Origin of the sequence: Salegentibacter sp. 24 (assembly GCF_004362395.1) — a bacterium.
Taxonomy (GTDB): Bacteria; Bacteroidota; Bacteroidia; order Flavobacteriales; family Flavobacteriaceae; genus Salegentibacter.
In genome coordinates this window covers 37,110-54,709 of record NZ_SNWE01000019.1, presented here as the reverse complement: position 1 = coordinate 54,709, position 17,600 = coordinate 37,110, and the positions used below count along the sequence as shown (strand labels likewise).

Annotated in this window: 13 protein-coding genes; 8 read left to right on the top strand and 5 right to left on the bottom strand. The window is 41.1% G+C overall.

Features of this window, described 5'->3' with window-relative positions:
* Window positions 1-5 precede the first annotated feature (5 nt).
* Genes murD through ftsZ form a run of 7 tightly spaced genes read left to right on the top strand, consistent with a single transcriptional unit; the run spans window position 6 to window position 9,318 of the window.
* Entirely contained in the window at window positions 6-1,373 is a 1,368-nt protein-coding gene (murD, locus tag DET49_RS13600) for a UDP-N-acetylmuramoyl-L-alanine--D-glutamate ligase (RefSeq protein WP_133548621.1), read from the top strand.
* Between the two features lie 56 nt (window positions 1,374-1,429).
* On the top strand, window positions 1,430-2,638 hold the full coding sequence (locus DET49_RS13595; protein WP_133548620.1) for an FtsW/RodA/SpoVE family cell cycle protein: 1,209 nt from the start codon (window positions 1,430-1,432) through the stop codon (window positions 2,636-2,638).
* Window positions 2,639-2,698: 60 nt separating this feature from the next.
* Window positions 2,699-3,790 carry an undecaprenyldiphospho-muramoylpentapeptide beta-N-acetylglucosaminyltransferase gene (gene murG / locus DET49_RS13590; protein WP_133548619.1) on the top strand — a complete coding sequence of 364 codons (1,092 nt, stop codon included), beginning with the start codon at window positions 2,699-2,701 and terminating at the stop codon, window positions 3,788-3,790.
* Between the two features lie 38 nt (window positions 3,791-3,828).
* Entirely contained in the window at window positions 3,829-5,184 is a 1,356-nt protein-coding gene (murC, locus tag DET49_RS13585) for a UDP-N-acetylmuramate--L-alanine ligase (protein ID WP_133548618.1), read from the top strand.
* A complete protein-coding gene (locus DET49_RS13580; RefSeq protein WP_133548617.1) occupies window positions 5,174-5,890 on the top strand; it encodes a cell division protein FtsQ/DivIB in 717 nt (238 codons plus the stop codon). Before murC ends, DET49_RS13580 begins: the two co-directional genes overlap by 11 nt.
* 3 nt (window positions 5,891-5,893) lie before the next feature.
* The gene (gene ftsA, locus DET49_RS13575; RefSeq protein ID WP_133548616.1) at window positions 5,894-7,261 is read left to right on the top strand and encodes a cell division protein FtsA; all 1,368 of its coding nucleotides are present in this window, start codon (window positions 5,894-5,896) and stop codon (window positions 7,259-7,261) included.
* Window positions 7,262-7,287: 26 nt separating this feature from the next.
* Window positions 7,288-9,318 carry a cell division protein FtsZ gene (ftsZ, locus tag DET49_RS13570; RefSeq protein WP_133548615.1) on the top strand — a complete coding sequence of 677 codons (2,031 nt, stop codon included), beginning with the start codon at window positions 7,288-7,290 and terminating at the stop codon, window positions 9,316-9,318.
* 91 nt (window positions 9,319-9,409) lie between these two features.
* Here the strand turns inward: ftsZ and DET49_RS13565 are convergent, their stop codons facing one another.
* The 5 genes from DET49_RS13565 to dacB form a co-directional block, all read right to left on the bottom strand.
* The gene (locus DET49_RS13565) at window positions 9,410-9,613 is read right to left on the bottom strand and encodes a hypothetical protein (protein WP_133548614.1); all 204 of its coding nucleotides are present in this window, start codon (window positions 9,611-9,613) and stop codon (window positions 9,410-9,412) included.
* A 122-nt stretch (window positions 9,614-9,735) separates the two neighbouring features.
* On the bottom strand, window positions 9,736-10,293 hold the full coding sequence (locus DET49_RS13560) for a hypothetical protein (protein ID WP_133548613.1): 558 nt from the start codon (window positions 10,291-10,293) through the stop codon (window positions 9,736-9,738).
* A 26-nt stretch (window positions 10,294-10,319) separates the two neighbouring features.
* Window positions 10,320-11,846, bottom strand: a complete 1,527-nt coding sequence (locus DET49_RS13555) for a helicase HerA-like domain-containing protein (RefSeq protein ID WP_133548612.1) — start codon at window positions 11,844-11,846, stop codon at window positions 10,320-10,322.
* A gap of 77 nt (window positions 11,847-11,923) precedes the next feature.
* Window positions 11,924-12,976, bottom strand: coding sequence for an LD-carboxypeptidase (locus DET49_RS13550; RefSeq protein WP_133548611.1), 1,053 nt, complete (start codon window positions 12,974-12,976; stop codon window positions 11,924-11,926).
* A 24-nt stretch (window positions 12,977-13,000) separates the two neighbouring features.
* A complete protein-coding gene (gene dacB / locus DET49_RS13545; RefSeq protein ID WP_133548610.1) occupies window positions 13,001-14,338 on the bottom strand; it encodes a D-alanyl-D-alanine carboxypeptidase/D-alanyl-D-alanine-endopeptidase in 1,338 nt (445 codons plus the stop codon).
* 165 nt (window positions 14,339-14,503) lie between these two features.
* Between dacB and DET49_RS13540 the strand changes: the two genes are divergently transcribed.
* Window positions 14,504-17,596, top strand: a complete 3,093-nt coding sequence (locus DET49_RS13540) for a SusC/RagA family TonB-linked outer membrane protein (RefSeq protein ID WP_133548609.1) — start codon at window positions 14,504-14,506, stop codon at window positions 17,594-17,596.
* The last annotated feature ends 4 nt before the right edge of the window (window positions 17,597-17,600 follow it).

Below are 17,600 nucleotides of genomic sequence, written 5' to 3'. Positions count from 1 at the left end.
AAATATTGAAAACTAAAGCTCAAAATAACAACAATTCCGGTAGAAAACTGGTGATCCTTGGCGGCGGAGAAAGCGGTGCAGGAGCTGCTATTTTGGGCCTAAAGGAAGGTTTTGAGGTTTTTGTTTCAGATAAAGGAAAAATAAAGGACAAATACAAATCGGTTTTCCAGCAATTGCAAATCGATTGGGAAGAAGAAACCCATACGCAGGCTAAAATTTTAGAGGCTGATGTGGTGATGAAAAGTCCGGGGATTCCAGAATCCGTGGCTATTGTAAAGCAACTTCAGGAAAAGGGGATTCCGGTTATTTCAGAAATAGAATTTGCCTGGGGTTTTACTTCAGCAAAAATTATCGGAATAACGGGGAGCAACGGGAAAACCACCACTACCAAATTTGTGTACCACATTTTAAAGAATGCGGGCATAAAAGTAGGAATGGCCGGGAATGTAGGAGATAGTTTTGCAAAACAAGTCGCCCAAACCAAGCCCGACTGGTTTGTCCTGGAATTAAGCAGTTTCCAGTTGGATGGAATAAAGGATTTTAGGCCGGATATCTCGGTGTTGACCAATATCACACCCGATCATTTGGACCGGTATGAACACAAGCTTGAGAATTACGTTTTTTCAAAGTTCAGAATTGCGGAAAATCAAACTGAAGAGGATTTTTTCATTTATGATTTGGACGATGAAATCATCACCAAATGGATTGAGAAAAATCCTGTTAAAGCGCAAAGATTACCGTTTTCCCTGGCGCAAAAAGTGGAGAACGGTGCTTATATAGAAAACGAGAATATTATTGTTAATATAAAAAACAACCGATTTAAGATGCCAACAACAAAACTAGGTTTGCAGGGTAAGCACAATACTAAAAATGCTATGGCTGCGGCCACTGTTTCTCAGCTATTACGAATCAGAAAAGAAACCATACGGGAGAGTATGGAGAGTTTCCAGGGAGTGGAACACCGTCTGGAAAAGGTGCTGAAGATCAATAATGTCCAATACATAAACGATTCTAAGGCGACCAATGTGAACGCTACTTTTTATGCCCTGGAGAGTATGAAAAGCGAAACCGTTTGGATCGTTGGAGGTGTGGATAAGGGAAATGTCTATGACGACCTTTTGCCACTGGTAAACGAAAAAGTAAAGGTGATCATTTGCCTTGGAATAGACAACCAAAAGTTGATACAAAACTTCGGGAACTGTGTGGATACTATTGTAGAGACACAATCCATGAAGGAAGCGGTAAGAATGGCCTACAGCCTGGCGGAAAAAGGAGACTCGGTATTGCTTTCACCGGCTTGTGCGAGTTTTGATCTTTTTGAAAATTACGAAGACAGGGGGCGCCAGTTTAAAGATGCTATTCGAAATCTTTAAAATTGAGCCTTAGCGATTATAAATACCAGTAATCAGAAAATATTATTAATAATTAAATGAGCAGCATTTTTTCAAATCTTAAAGGCGATAAGGTTATCTGGGCTACGGCAGCGTTGTTGGCAATATTTTCATTTTTGCCAGTCTATAGCGCCAGTAGTAACCTTGCGTATTTATATGGAGATGGTAGTACCTTCCAGTATTTGGTGGTGCATTTCTTCCATCTGCTTTTAGGTTTTTGTTTGCTCTTTGCTGTCCATAAAATTCCCTACCACTATTTCAGGGGATTATCCATTTTATTTCTACCGGTTATCATCGTATTGTTAATTTATACCGTTGCCCAGGGCACTATGATTGACGGTGCCTATGCCAGTAGATGGATTCAGATTCCCGGCTTAGGGGTTTCGTTTCAGTCATCTACCCTGGCATCGGTAGTCCTGATGATTTATGTAGCACGTTACTTATCAAAAAAGACCAATGACACCCTCACATTTAAGGAGTCAATTTTACCGCTTTGGATGCCTGTGGGAGTAGTATTATTATTAATTTTGCCGGCCAATTTCTCCACAACGGCCATTATATTTTCTATGGTGCTGGTGCTGATGTTTTTAGGGGGATATCCCGTGAAATACCTCGGAATTATCGTTGCTGCAGGATTGCTTTTGCTAACGATGTTTATCATAACGGCCAAAGCCTTTCCAGGCCTTCTGCCCAACCGTGTGGATACCTGGGCAAGTAGGATCGAGAGTTTTTCCAATGAGGAAGATACCGAGGCCGATTATCAGATTGAAAAGGCAAAAATTGCGATAGCCACAGGGGGTGTTGCCGGAACGGGAATTGGTAAAAGTGTTCAGCGAAATTTCTTACCGCAATCTTCATCGGATTTTATCTATGCGATTATTGTTGAGGAAATGGGGTTAATTGGAGCCTTTGGAGTCATGGCAGCGTATTTATTACTGTTATTTAGAATCGTAATCGTGGCCACTAAAGCCAATACGGTTTTCGGAAAACTGCTGGTTATGGGAGTTGGTTTACCGATAATCTTCCAGGCTTTGATCAATATGGGTGTAGCTGTAGAGTTGTTTCCGGTCACCGGACAAACTTTGCCTTTGATAAGCAGTGGGGGAACCTCTATTTGGATGACCTGTGCGGCACTTGGAATTATTTTAAGCGTAAGTGCCAAACGTGAGGAAATGAAGGAGCGCGAAGAAGCTGAAAAGGAGTTGGATAACGAAAACCCCTTGGATATATTAAGTGAAGCGATTTAAAAGAAGGGATATGTGATATCCCTGGGATGAATAAAAGATTAAGATTAAAATTTAGAACCAGTGAAAAAGGATTTACGTGTAATATTATCTGGAGGTGGCACCGGCGGGCATATTTACCCGGCCATAGCTATTGCCAATGAGATAAAAGCGCGTTATCCGGAAGCAAAAATATTGTTTGTAGGTGCCAGTGACAGGATGGAGATGGAGAAAGTTCCAGAGGCAGGGTACAAAATAGAAGGTCTTTGGATCAGCGGAATACAGCGAAAGTTAAGCCTGAGTAATTTCTTGTTTCCTTTTAAACTACTGAGTAGTTTGGCGAAATCCCGAAGAATAATCAGGGAATTCAAGCCTGATGTGGTTATTGGCACCGGGGGTTTTGCCAGCGGAGCTTTGTTAAAAGTGGCCAGTTCTAAAGGAATTCCGAGCCTTATCCAGGAGCAGAATTCTTTTCCGGGAATTACCAACAAATTACTGGCCAAGCAGGCCGATAAGATTTGTGCCGCTTACGAGGAAGTCAAACGATTTTTCCCTGCTGAAAGAACGGTGATTACGGGTAACCCGGTGCGAGAGGATTTATTGAAAATTGATGCAAATAAAACAAAAGCTCTGGCGCACTTCGGCCTTGAAAAGGACAAGAAGGTGGTGCTAGTTTTGGGGGGAAGCCTTGGAGCCAGAAGAATTAATCAATTGGTAGAAGCCAATTTGGAAAGATTTATAAAAGAAGATATTCAGCTTATCTGGCAAACAGGTAAGTTGTATTACGAAGAATATAAGAAATACAATGCAGGCCTGGTACAAACGCATTTATTTCTAAATGAAATGAACCTGGCTTATGGCGCTGCCGATGTGATTATATCCAGGGCAGGTGCCGGTACGGTTTCTGAATTAAGTATTGTAGGGAAACCGGTACTTTTTGTGCCTTCGCCAAATGTAGCAGAAGACCACCAGGCCAAAAATGCGATGGCAGTAGTAAGGAGAAATGCGGCGATGATGTTGAAAGAAAATGAGCTGGAAGAAAAATTTGAAACCGAATTTTTCGCTTTAATGGCCTCTGAGCATAGACAGAAACAGCTAGGGGAAAATATTAAAAAACTTGCTTTGCCAAATGCAACATCCAGGATTGTGGACGAAGTAGAGAAATTGATTAAATAAAATTTATTCTGAAAATAAATTCAGAAGCAGAAAATAACATGCAGGATTTAAACCATATAGAAAACATTTATTTTATCGGCATTGGCGGTATTGGAATGAGTGCCCTGGCACGTTATTTTAAATTTCAGGGAAAAAATGTGGCCGGTTACGATAAGACTTCAACTTCGCTTACCAGGACACTGGAAGCCGAAGATATTGTTGTGGTTTATGATGAGCAAATGAACTCGGTTCCTTCAAAATTTACCGATAAGGAGCATACACTGGTCGTTTATACTCCGGCAGTCCCAGGGGAGCACCAGCAACTGGCTTATTTCAAAGCCCAAGAATTTGAGCTAAAGAAAAGAGCTGCAGTACTTGGGTTGATCTCTAAGGGGAAATTCACCCTGGCCGTGGCAGGGACTCACGGCAAGACCACCACCACGGCAATTTTAGGCCATTTACTTAAAGAAACCGGCGCAAAAGTTACCGGATTTTTAGGGGGGATCAGTGAAGATATCCAAAGCAATTTAATCCTGGAAGGTGATGAGGTCATTGTAGTTGAAGCTGACGAATTTGATAGGTCTTTTCTTCATCTTTCCCCAAATATTGCTGCGATCACCTCGATGGATACTGACCATTTGGATATATATGGTAAAAAGGAAGAGTTGGAACATACCTTCAGGCAATTTGCCCGGCTGGTACCAGAAAATGGAACTTTATTCGTGAAAAATGGATTAGCCCTGGAGGGAATCACCCTTGGAATAGAAGATCAAGCTGATTATTCGGCTCGAAATATAAAGATTGAAAATGGTAGCTATCATTTTGATCTTATAACCCCCGCGGGAGTTATAGAAAATTTAAAGTTTAATCTACCCGGCAAACACAATTTGCTAAATGCTATAACCGCCCTGGCGATGGCTATCCAATATGGATCCCCAATCCCCAAGCTGGCCAGGGCGTTATATAGTTTTAAGGGTGTTAAACGAAGATTTTCATATAAAATAAGATCTGAAAAGCTCGTGCTTATAGACGATTATGCCCATCATCCGGCAGAGATTGCCGCAGTGAACCAGGCGATTCGGGAAATGCACCCGGGTAAGAAAGTACTGGCCGTTTTTCAGCCACATTTGTTTAGCAGAACCAGAGACTTTGCTGATGATTTCGGACAAAGCCTTGCTTTGTTTGATGAGCTGTTATTATTGGATATTTATCCGGCACGGGAATTACCGATGGAAGGCGTTACTTCCAGTTGGCTTTTGGATAAAGTCCCTAGTAGCCCAAAGAAATTAATTCAAATAGAAAATATTATCGAGGAGATTAAAAGATCAAATCCTGAAGTGGTGGTGCTTATGGGGGCCGGTAGTATAGGAGAAGAAGTAGAATCTATAAAAAACGCGCTGCAGGATGAAGCTTAAATTGAATTACATAAAATTGCCTTTATTACTCATTATGGTGGGCTTTTTATTCGGGTTTGCAAAAAAGCGCAATGAGGCTCGAAAAGTTAATGAAGTAAAGGTGGAATTTATAGTTGGTGAGAATCTCTATGTTACTGAGGAAGCGGTTAATAACTTGTTGATACAAAATGGAGTGACCACCTCGGGTATAGATAAAGAAATTTTAGATTTGAATAGGGTAGAGAACCTGTTGAACGATCATGATATGATAGAAAATGCTGAAGTTTTTTTAAGTCTGGATGGCAAGCTCCAAACTAAAATAAATCAGCGTAAACCCATTGGCAGGATAGTGGGAAATTCTTCCTTTTATTTGGACAGGAATGGTCGTGTAATGCCACTTTCCCCGTATTATTCCGCTCGGGTACCTTTAATTGTCGGAGTAGATTCCAGCAATGTGGATACCGCCTATTCGCTGGTAGATTATATTCAGAAGGATCGATTCCTGACCAGGCATATAACCGGCGTTAAACGTTTGCCTGGCGATAAATTTGAATTGGAAATGAGAAAACTAAACTTTTCTGTGTATTTCGGCAAAGCCCAGAACATAGCATTGAAGTTCAATAATTTTAAAGCATTTTATAAAAAAGCTTTACAAGATAAAAAATTAGGGACCTACAAAAAAGTGAATTTACAATTTGGAGATCAGGTTGTTTGCACTAAAAAGTAAATTATGGAACACAGCGACATAGCCGTAGGATTAGATATTGGAACCACAAAAATTGTGGCCATGATCGGACGTAAGAATGAATATGGAAAGGTGGAGATCGTAGGTATTGGAAAATCCAAAAGCCTTGGTGTTCACCGTGGGGTGGTAAATAATATTACCCAAACTATTCAATCCATACAACAGGCTATTCAGGAAGCAGAAGCAGATTCTGGATTAAAAATACGTGATGTAGTGGTTGGTATTGCCGGCCAGCATATAAGAAGCCTGCAACACAGTGATTACATTACCAGGACAAACCCCGAGGAGGTTATTGATGCCGATGATATTCATAGCCTTTGCAACCAGGTTCACAAACTAGTGATGTTACCGGGCGAGGAAATTATTCACGTATTGCCACAGGAATTTAAGGTAGACGGGCAGGCGGAAATAAAGGAACCTATCGGGATGTATGGCGGAAGACTCGAAGCCAACTTCCACGTAGTAGTTGGCCAGGTTTCTTCCATTAGAAATATTGGTCGATGTGTCAAGAGCGCCGGGTTGGAACTTTCCGCAGTGACTTTGGAACCATTGGCTTCGGCAAATGCGGTACTTAGCCAGGAAGAAAAGGAAGCCGGAGTAGCCCTTATAGATATTGGAGGGGGAACTACAGACCTGGCAATTTTTAAAGATGGGATTATCAGACATACCGCGGTCATTCCTTTTGGAGGAAATGTGATTACCGAGGACATTAAAGAAGGATGTTCCATAATAGAGAAACAGGCCGAACTGCTGAAAATTAAATTCGGTTCTGCCTGGCCGGGGGAAAATAAGGACAACGAGATTGTTTCGATCCCCGGCCTAAGAGGAAGGGAACCTAAGGAGATCACCTTGAAGAACCTTTCAAAAATCATTCATGCCCGGGTTGTAGAAATTATTGAACAGGTGTACCTGGAAATTAAAAACTACGGACACGAAGAACAAAAGAAAAAATTAATTGCCGGAATGGTTTTAACCGGAGGCGGTGCGCAGTTGAAGCATTTGAAGCAACTCGCGGAATATATCACCGGAATGGATACCAGAATTGGGTATCCAAACGAACACCTGGCAGGGAATAATGATAGCGAAACAACCAGTCCGGTTTATGCAACCGCAGTAGGTTTGGTTATGAATAGCCTGGAGCACGGAGAAAAGAAATTTCAGGAGGAAGTAGTGCTGAAAAGCAAAGAAGAAAGAGAAAAGGAAGAGGCGGAATTGCAAAAAGATTTTGAACAAAACCCACCGGAAGGTGATGAATTTGAACAGGATTCCGAAGCTCCCAAACGACAGCCTAAAAAGAGCATTTTTGATAAATGGGCTGAGAAGTTTAAAGATTTTTTAGATAACGCAGAGTAAAAGAGAGAACCAGTAAAACAGAATTTATGAGCAGTACAGAATTCGACAACATTGCATTCGATTTACCAAAGAATCAATCGAACGTCATCAAAGTTATTGGTGTAGGTGGAGGAGGCAGCAATGCTATAAACCACATGTTCCAGTTAGGGATAAAAGGAGTAGATTTCGTGGTTTGCAATACCGATGCACAAGCCCTGGATAATAGTCCTGTTCCCAATAAAATACAGTTAGGGGTAAGCCTAACAGAAGGTCTGGGAGCCGGAGCGAACCCACTTATTGGAGAGCAGGCCGCCGTGGAAAGTTTTGATGAAATTAAACAAATGCTTGATGTAAATACCAAAATGGTATTTATCACAGCAGGTATGGGTGGCGGTACCGGTACAGGAGCGGCTCCCGTGATTGCCAAGCAGGCCAAGGACATGGATATTCTTACCGTGGGAATCGTGACTATTCCTTTTCAGTTTGAAGGGAAGATGAGGAACGAGCAAGCTCAACTTGGGGTGGAAAAACTAAGAAGTCACGTTGATTCCCTGATTGTAATCAACAATAATAAGCTTCGTGAAGTTTATGGGAACCTGGGCTTTAAAGCCGGTTTCTCTAAGGCCGATGAGGTTTTGGCTACCGCTTCCAGGGGTATTGCGGAAGTAATTACACATCACTATACCCAAAATATTGACCTTAGGGATGCCAAAACAGTCTTAAGCAACAGTGGAACAGCAATTATGGGATCTGCACAGGCGACTGGTGCCAGCAGGGCTCAGGATGCTATTAGCAAAGCTTTGGATTCTCCTTTATTGAACGATAATAAGATTACCGGCGCCCAAAACGTATTACTGCTAATCGTATCGGGTGGCGAGGAAATCACTATTGATGAAATAGGGGAGATCAACGACCACATCCAGGCAGAGGCCGGGCACAGTGCCAATATTATTATGGGTGTTGGTGAGGACGAAGCTTTAGATGATGCGATCTCGGTTACTATCATCGCTACGGGGTTTAACGTTGAGCAACAGAACGAAATTGTAAATACCGAAACCAAAAAGATTATCCACACCCTGGAGGATGATCAAAAAGCAGAGCAAAAGTTAAATCCCAAGAAAACGGGGTTTTACCCACAAATTAATCAGCAGGTTGAAGAGCCCAAAGAAGAAGAACCAAAATCAGAGGAACCAGACAATACCATTGTACATACTTTGGATGATAGCGTCGAGGAAGTCGATGAGGTAGGAAATATTCAGGTCAAGGAGGACGAATTATACAGAACGCCTGAATCGGCCAGAGATATGGAAGTTTCTTTTGAAGAAATCAATCCTGATGATTTCATTATCAACGATACTTCAGAAGAAATAAGATCTATGGAAGTAAATGAGCCTAAAGAGGTTCAAAATGATGATGACGAACAAATAATGTTCACTTTTGATTTTCCTATAAATCAGGAAAAAAAAGAAGAACCTCAAGCGGAAAAACCTAAGCAGGAACAGCCCAGAGCTCAACAACCCAGGCAGGAGCAAAAGCAGCAGGTCAGACATCAGCTTGAAGAAGATGAGTCTAAAGATATCGAAGTAAACGAACCTGTGGAGATCATTCCGGTAACCGAAAGTTCTACCAGGGGGGTTAAACGTTACAGCCTGGACGATTATATGGAATTCGAACAATCTCTGGATAGGTCAAAACCCCAGGCCAAGAAGAAAGAAGAACCAAAGGACGAAACCATTGCTTTTGAAAAGAAAACGCTAAAACCAGAACCTGATCATTCTGAAAAAAAGCAGGAAGATAGCCAGGAGGAAGATCCATTTAACAATCCAATTTCTGAAGTTTTAATAGAGCGCGCTGCAGAGCGTAGAGCAAAAATGAAAGAATTTAATTACAAGTTTAGAAGTAATGCTGCTCAAATTGAGGAGATTGAAAAGCAACCTGCATATAAAAGGCAGGGCGTAGATTTGGATAAAAGCGAAAAAGGAGCAGGGAAATTATCCCGAACTACCTTAGGGAAAGATGACAATGATGAACTTCATTTTAGAAGAAACAATTCCTTTCTACACGATAATGTAGATTAATTAATACCAATCTCTTTTTCTTTTTTATATTACTGTTCATAAAAAAAGGTGCCTCGCAATGGGCACCTTTTTTGTATTATAAGTGATGTATTTAAAGCTTTTTCTCTGCTACAATATCCTCGGTATCTTTTCTTCTCTTTATAAGGGATATTCCGGATATAAAAAAAATGAAACCAATTATAGACAGCGCCCAGGGGCTTAGCATAAGGGCGATACTTCCAAAAATTCCCAGAATTCCAATTACCAGTGCTATGGCACCGCCAAGGGTTAGGGTAATTCCTAAGATTTTAATCATAATTAAATTATTTAGTTTGGAAAATAAAGGTAGCCAAAGATTTCAATTCTGGTGCCGGATTAACATATATTAAAGAAGTAGAATTTATTTTATGCATTTTTATCGACTAAAACATAAGATTTTTAATTCCAGTAGATCATAAAATACTTGAACTTGGCGTCATCGGGAATTTGTGAGGCCCTTATTTTTGATACCGTATCATATCTTAAATCCGCAGGTAATTCTTCTTTGTCAATAGTGATGTAAGCATTTATCTCATCAAGAAAAACCACGGCCGCGTTTAGGGTATTTTCTATTCTTGAGATATTATAATTTTCTACAATATCTTTAAAAGTACTTGCGGTACTTAGACCATCTTTTGTTTTAAACCTGGGATCAATGATTCTTATATGTCCAATTGTACTGGTAGAATCGAATTCCTGGAGCGGTTCTAGTGTCATCAGGTGTTTTCCTCCTTTTTCAAAAACTTTAATCTCGTTTGTGGCTAGAAATTCCTGTGCCCCACTTTTTTGTTTTACGATAGAGTCTTCAGCGAATAAGGAGTCTAACTGGTTGATCTTTATATCCCTGTTAACAGGCCCTACCTGGCTGGCCGTAATTAAAAACGGATTGTCCTGGTCTTTCTGACAAGAGGTTAGTCCCAGTGTTAAGCCTAGAATAAGTAGCAAAGATTTTTTCATTTTTTAGATTGAATATTGATGAGTTATTATTTTAATAGTTTATTGAGCACTCCCATCACCCCACGAATAAAAGTAGCGCTGGTGAGTACTTTGATAATCGCAGCTTGAGTTTTTCCAGGGTTGCGGCCGGAATGGGAAACTGCCTTTTTTCTTTCTAACGCTTCTGCTTCTGCTTTTGCTTTAGCCTCCCTGGCCTGTGCCTGGTCTATTTTTTTATTCAGAAGTTCATAGGCGCTTTCCCGATCGATTGCCTGGTTATATTTTGGCCTTAATTGAGAATTTATAATGATTTCTTCCAGCTCGGCATCGGTTAAAATATCCATCCTGCTCATAGGCGCTCTTAACAAGGTAGCGGCCAGGGCAGCAGGCCTTCCTTTTTCATCCAATGCCGAAACCAGGGCTTCACCGATACCTAACGAGGTAAGTTCGTTTTTGGTATCGTAATATTTAGAAATAGGATAGTTTTCGGCTGATAATTTGATCGCTTTTCGATCATTTGCAGTAAATGCCCTTAAGGCGTGTTGAATCTTTAATCCCAGTTGGCTTAGTACTTGGGGAGGAACATCGGTAGGGTTTTGGGTAACAAAATAAAGGCCAACGCCCTTAGACCGAATTAATTTTACAATACTTTCAATTTGATCAAGCAAAGCATCAGAAGCTTCCTTAAAAATAAGGTGTGCTTCGTCAATAAAGATCACAAGTTTAGGTTTGTCGAGATCACCTTCTTCGGGGAAAGTCGTGTAAATTTCTGCCAATAGACTCAGCATAAAAGTAGAAAACAACTTTGGTTTATCCTGAATATCGGTAAGCCGCAGAATGTTTACATAGGCCTGGCCGTTTTTGGCTTTCCGGGTAAGATCGGTTACCTCAAAAGAGCGTTCGCCAAAAAAACCATCTGCCCCCTGCTGCTCGAGGGCAACAATTTTTCTTAAAATAGCCCCGGTCGAGGCGCTGGAAATTCTTCCGTATTCCTTTTCTACAGTTTTTTGACCTTCACCGGTAACATACTGGAGCATCTTTTTAAGGTCCCTTAGGTCCAGCAGTGGTAACTTATGATCGTCACAATATTTAAAAATAATGGCCAGGATTCCTTCCTGGGTTGAGGTGAGCTCTAAAATTCGCGATAATAGAATGGGACCGAATTCACTAACAGTGGCTCTTAACCGAACCCCGTCTTGTTTTGAAATACTAAGAAATTCAACGGGTGCATTCGAAGATTGAAAAGGGAAACCCAGTTTTTTATGACGCTGGTGTAAAAATGCTTCTCCGGAAGATGGTTTTGCGATCCCACTGAGATCTCCTTTTACATCCATAAGTAGCACAGGCACGCCTTTTTGAGAAAGGTTTTCAGCTAAAATTTGCAGCGTTTTAGATTTTCCTGTTCCCGTCGCCCCTGCAATTAGGCCGTGGCGGTTCATAGTTTTTAAAGGAATTTTTACAGCGGCATCCGCAAAGGTTTCTCCCTGGAGCATTGCAGCTCCCAAATGAATGAAATCGCCCTTGGGCTGATAAGCGTCCCGAATGTATGCTACAAATTCTTGTGTTCTATCCACGCTTCAAATTTCCTTAAAAATAAGAATTGTTGCGAATAATTACCGGTTTTTAGCCAGTTTACTTTCTGATAGGGGAATTATTTTACAGGGTTTTCCAGGAGTTCGATACTACCTTTGGTAGCGTTTATCTTGGCTTTCAACCCATTAGGAATGGTAATATTATCATCAATATGGCCAATCATAGCTCCGGAAAATGCAGGGATATTTAACGGCCTTATGTAATGATCAATCACTTCTTCCATCGTTAACGAGCCGTAACCTGAACCCCCCGGATTACAACTGGTGCATTTCCCAAAAACAAATCCTTTGATTTTATCCAGCACCCCGCCTAATTGCAACTGACTCATCATGCGGTCTACCGCATAGATTTGTTCCCCCACATCTTCTAGATACAGGATGTTATTTTCCCAATCTGAAGGGAAATATGCTGAGCCCATAATGCCAGTTAGTACCGATAAATTTCCGCCAACCAGCCTGCCGGTAGCTTCACCACTACGAATTGTTCTTATCCTATTGTCTATTTGCACCAGGTTATCGCCCTTATCCTTGGGATTGGTAAAAGTGATTTTTTCATTTTCGAACAACAAACGTCTAAAATGATCAAAACTAAAAGAATTCCAGGTGGAAACCGCCAATGGCCCGTGGTATGTTACCAGCCCTGTTTTTTCATAAATCGCTAAATGAAGTGCGGTGATATCGCTATAGCCTATAAAGATCTTGGGGTTTTCTTTTATGATCTTATAATCTAGTTTATCAAGAATCCTCGCAGCACCGGACCCTCCACGAAGGGCCATAATTCCCTGGATCTCATCATTGCCAAACATATTGTTGAGTTCCTGGGCACGCTCCTTATCGGTTCCTGCCAGGTGGCCGTACCTACTTTTTACGAATTCCCCGAATTGCACCTTTAAACCCATCGCTTCCAGGTTTTCCCTGGCAATTTCATAAGGCTGGGTTTCAAAAATTGCGCTAGAAGGACTAACCACCCCAATAGTATCTCCCTTTTCTAATCCCTGTGGAATAATAACATCATTATTTCCAGGAGTGATTTTATCAATTCCCGTAAAGTTTGCCAGGGGAAAAGCTAAGCTTCCTATTCCTATATTCTGAATGAATTTTCTACGTTGCATCTAAGGTGATTTTAGAGATTAAAGTTAGTAATTATCACGAAGCTGGAGGAGCACTTTTTCCATTTCAGCCTTTAAAACCGCGGTAGGGACGGTGTAATTACTATTCATAAAACTAAAAATAAGCAGTTTTCCGCTTTTGGTCTTTAAATATCCGCTCAGGCTGTGATTGTTTTTTAAAGTCCCGGTTTTGGCAAAAACATACGGTTCAGCTGCTTTGTAATAATTTTTTATAGTCCCGGAATGTCCCCCGGAAGGCAGCATATCCAGTAATTTTTCCCGGGGCACATCGGCTTTGATCTTCTGCAGCAGTTTAACCATACTTCGGGGTGTAAAAAGATTGTAGCGCGATAATCCGGAGCCATCATACCACATGGGTTCATCGGGTAGGTCTTTTAAATAATTTTCTTTCATATAATCTATGGCGATATCAGATTTTAAGGTATCCGCAATTTTATTTGCGGCCATCAGCAAAATTTGTTCAGCTATAAAATTATCGCTCACCTTGAGCATTCTCTTGTAAAGGCTGTCACTTGGTATACTATATAAGGTGTGATCCAGGTCCAGGTTGATCTCCGAATGCTTAACAAGATGCACTGGCCTCTCAAGGGTATCCTTTAAAAGTTCGACGAGCATCTCGGGGGAATATTTAAAGGGTACAGCCTGTTGGAAATCTGCTTCCATGTTCTGGTTGCTGAATTTAAAGCTATTTTTAGCGATATCGCGCCTGATCCTTGATGAACCTAAACTGTCCTTTTCATTTACCAGGGAATCTTTAAAAATTTCAGGAGAAACTACAGGGCTTTCTTTATTTTCTTTAAAATCAAAAGTTACCATATTTCCATAAATGGGAAAAGCAGTGCGTTCCGCTGAATAATAGGCGTTATAATCGTCCCATGCCCAGCCGGGTCCCTGGTGTTTTTCGGTATAGGAGGGAGTCACATAAGCGAGCTGTTCCCCCTTGTTTTTTAGAAATTCAAAAACCCTTGAATCGGGTAAATTTTGATTTAAAAAAGATGGGTCCCCGGTAGCCTGAAAATAGAGCGTATCGTTTTGGAGCTGGTATTGAAGTGCAGCAATGGAATCTCCTAAAATTTTTAAGCCTGTAAAAAAGCTAAATAACTTGGTATTGGAGGCTGGGGTGAAATATTTGTCTGCATTATGGCTATAAAGGGTTTTGTTTGCCTTGGGATCAATTACTATAAAGCCAGCAAATCCCTGCCTAAAGACCGGCGATTCCTTAAAAATTTCATCCAGAGGCTTACTTATTTTTCGACTTGTGGAACAGCCTCCAAGTAAAATGATGAGTAAAAAAAAGCTAATGCTTTTTAAGGAACTTTTGATTGCAGATAAAATATTCGGCATTATATAATTTTAAACAGGTTTGCGGATTTTTAAAAAATTAGCACAAAGTTAAATTAATATTTAAGAAGTTAATAAAAGTTTAATTTTTAAATCAACAAATTTGCTCAGGTCTTGTGCTTTTAGGTATATTTAATTTATAATTCAGAAAACTTTAACACAAAAGGAATGAAAAACAAAATTTCAATTATGGCCTTGCTGGCATTTTTCCAGATTACCGGAATGTTCGCGCAGCAAAGAGAAGTCACCGGTACGGTTACCGGGGCAAGCGATGGTATGACCCTGCCGGGAGTGACCGTGCTTGTAAAAGGAACCAACAATGGTACTGTTACCGATATGGAGGGTAACTACGCTATTGATGTAGATGAAGATGCTGTCCTGGTATTTTCATCGATTGGCTTTCAAAAGCAGGAGGTGCCGGTAAATGGGCGCAGCGTGATCAATGTCACGATGAGTGAAGATCTTGAAGGTCTTGATGAAGTTGTAGTGACTTCTCTTGGTATCGAAAGGGAGAAAAAAGCACTGGGTTATGCCGTGCAGGAAATCCAGGGCGAGGATATCACCAAAACCAATCAGCCCAATATTGTAAACGCACTCCAGGGGCAAACTGCAGGTGTTCAAATTACAAATTCGGGAGGTGCTCCGGGCCAAAGTGCCAGGATTGTTATTCGGGGTGTAAACTCCCTGGATCCTAATGCCGACAACCAGCCTTTATTTGTAATAGATGGGGTGCCGGTGGATAATTCCACTATAGAAAGTAGTGGTACCCCTCGTGGATTGTCCAACCGGGCTGCCGATATTAACCCCAACGATATAGAATCTATGAGCATTCTAAAAGGTGCGGCAGCAACAGCGCTTTATGGAGTTCGAGCTGCCAACGGGGCCGTGATAATTACCACAAAAAAGGGTAAGGCGGGAGATGTGCGCATTAGTATCAATAGTACCATTGGTTTCGAAGAGGTAAATCAGTATCCTGAAATTCAGGAGGTATACGGACAGGGATTCGGTGGCGTTTATGATCCTAATTCCTTTTGGCCAAACTGGGGTCCTTCAATAGACGAAATTAGAGAAATCGATCCCGATGCTGAAATAAATGACATTTGGAGAGATGCCATGAGAACGGGTGTTCAAATTGATAACTCCTTTAGTATATCGGGTGGGAACGAGATGGCTACTTTCTATGCTTCTCTTAACAACCTGGACCAGGAAGGGATTATTCCATTTAGCAACTGGGGGCGGACCTCGGCCAGGTTTAACGGAACCCTGAAATTTAATGATAAATTTAGGGTTGCCGGAAACATGAACTATACCATATCCGGGGGAAATCGTGTGCCCCACGATAGGTTTATGGAACGTATGATTTATAATACGCCTATGCAGGATATTAACGATTACATCAATGAAGACGGCACCATGAAGAGTATTGGAACCAATACCAATCCAATTTATGATGCCCGCTTTAGCACCTTTGAAGATGAGGTTAACCGAATTATAGGGAACATGAAATTCACCTATAGCCCATCGGATTGGCTGGATGTGAATTATTTAATCGGAACGGATTTTTATACGGATTCCCGTACTGAAATTACTCCGGGTCCATTAGGGATAGAGGGAGAAGTTCCTTTAAGTTCAGAAGGTTTTATAACAGAAACCAGAATAGAAAGCAGGGATATTAACTCCAACCTTTTTATTACCCTAAAAAAACAATGGGATGAAAAATGGAATACGACCTTACGTGTAGGGAATGATATTTTTGAAAGAGATTATGAACTTGTTGAGGCTACCGGGGAAAATTTTGTAATTCCTCAGTTTTATGATCTTAGCTACGCAAGTCAGATCTCTACCTCGCAGGATAAACGTAAAAAAAGGTTGATAGGATTGTATGGGGATCTTATGGTGGATTACGATGATATGTTATTTCTCAATATCACCGGGAGAAATGACTGGACTTCCACCTTGCCAAAAGGCAATAATTCCTTCTTCTATCCATCGATTAACTTAGGATTTGCTTTCACCGAAGCTTTTGAAATGCCAGAAGTACTTACTTACGGTAAACTTAGAGTTTCTTATGCGGAAGTTGGTAAAGATACGGACCCCTACAGAATAGGTCAAACCTATACCTCTCCAGCAATTTACCCACTTGGCGGAGAAGTTGGTTTTACCAGGTTTAGTCAATTTGGAGACCTGGGCTTAAAACCAGAAAGAACGACTTCTATTGAAATAGGTACCGATCTTAGATTTTTTGAAAACCGATTCGGCATTGATTTTACCTGGTATAAATCAAATAGTAAGGACCAAATTATTCCCGTTCCCGTTTCAGAATCTTCAGGCTTCTCTACTTTTATTACCAATGCGGGAGAAATCGAAAACCAGGGGGTAGAATTCATTATACGTGGAAATCCTGTCAGGACGGAAGATTTCACCTGGAACATTACTTTAAATGCAGCCTACAATCAAAATGAGGTGGTCAGTATTCGAGAGGGTATTGAACAAATCCAGGTAGGAAGTCAATACGGATATGCCGGGAGTACCGTTACGATGCAACTTATTGAGGGAGAGGCTTACGGTAATATTTTCGGGAGCAGTTATGAGCGTTTTGGTGCAGATGAGAGTAGCCTGTTCTTAAACGAGGATCTGCCTATTGTTATTGGGGAGGATGGTTTTCCTGTTAGAAATGGAGAACAATTAATCCTAGGGAATAGTACTCCGAAGTGGATTGGAGGTTTAACCAATGATTTCTCTTATAAGAATTTTGATTTTTCTTTCCTAATAGATTTCAGAACCGGGGTTGAGCAGTATAGCCAGTACGATAATTTCTTTTCTGCCTTTGGTATTGCAGAATATACGTTGAATAGAAATGAAACTCGAGTTTTTGATGGGGTGCTTGCAGATGGATCCCCTAACACCCAGGAGGTTTGGTTAGGCCAGGGAGTTGGTCCTGATGGCAGGGATTATGGCGCAGGTTTCTACAGAAATACGTATCGTTCTGTTAGTGAGAACTTCGTACACGATGCCTCGTTCATTAAGCTGCGTAATATTTCCCTTGCTTATAACTTTGGAGAAAAGGTGTTGAACTCGCTTTCCTTCCTTAAAACAGCCAGGGTTTCCGTAGCAGCCAATAACATTATCCTGTATACCCCCTGGGATGGTTTTGATCCCGAATCATTTAGTGCCGGTGCCGGTGGGAATGCCACAGGGTTTACTGGACTTGGATATCCGGGTGTGCAAAGCCTGTTTTTTACACTTAACTTAGGTTTATAAAAAA

What these genes read in the sequence shown, in the direction of transcription:
- DET49_RS13580 (WP_133548617.1), top strand. Translation starts at nt 5,174, where the DNA reads ATGAAGCTTAAATTGAATTACATAAAATTGCCTTTATTACTCATTATG.
- DET49_RS13540 (WP_133548609.1), top strand. Translation starts at nt 14,504, where the DNA reads ATGAAAAACAAAATTTCAATTATGGCCTTGCTGGCATTTTTCCAGATT.
- DET49_RS13560 (WP_133548613.1), bottom strand. Translation starts at nt 10,293, where the DNA reads ATGAAAAAATCTTTGCTACTTATTCTAGGCTTAACACTGGGACTAACC.
- DET49_RS13595 (WP_133548620.1), top strand. Translation starts at nt 1,430, where the DNA reads ATGAGCAGCATTTTTTCAAATCTTAAAGGCGATAAGGTTATCTGGGCT.
- ftsA (WP_133548616.1), top strand. Translation starts at nt 5,894, where the DNA reads ATGGAACACAGCGACATAGCCGTAGGATTAGATATTGGAACCACAAAA.
- DET49_RS13550 (WP_133548611.1), bottom strand. Translation starts at nt 12,976, where the DNA reads ATGCAACGTAGAAAATTCATTCAGAATATAGGAATAGGAAGCTTAGCT.
- ftsZ (WP_133548615.1), top strand. Translation starts at nt 7,288, where the DNA reads ATGAGCAGTACAGAATTCGACAACATTGCATTCGATTTACCAAAGAAT.
- dacB (WP_133548610.1), bottom strand. Translation starts at nt 14,338, where the DNA reads ATGCCGAATATTTTATCTGCAATCAAAAGTTCCTTAAAAAGCATTAGC.
- DET49_RS13565 (WP_133548614.1), bottom strand. Translation starts at nt 9,613, where the DNA reads ATGATTAAAATCTTAGGAATTACCCTAACCCTTGGCGGTGCCATAGCA.
- murC (WP_133548618.1), top strand. Translation starts at nt 3,829, where the DNA reads ATGCAGGATTTAAACCATATAGAAAACATTTATTTTATCGGCATTGGC.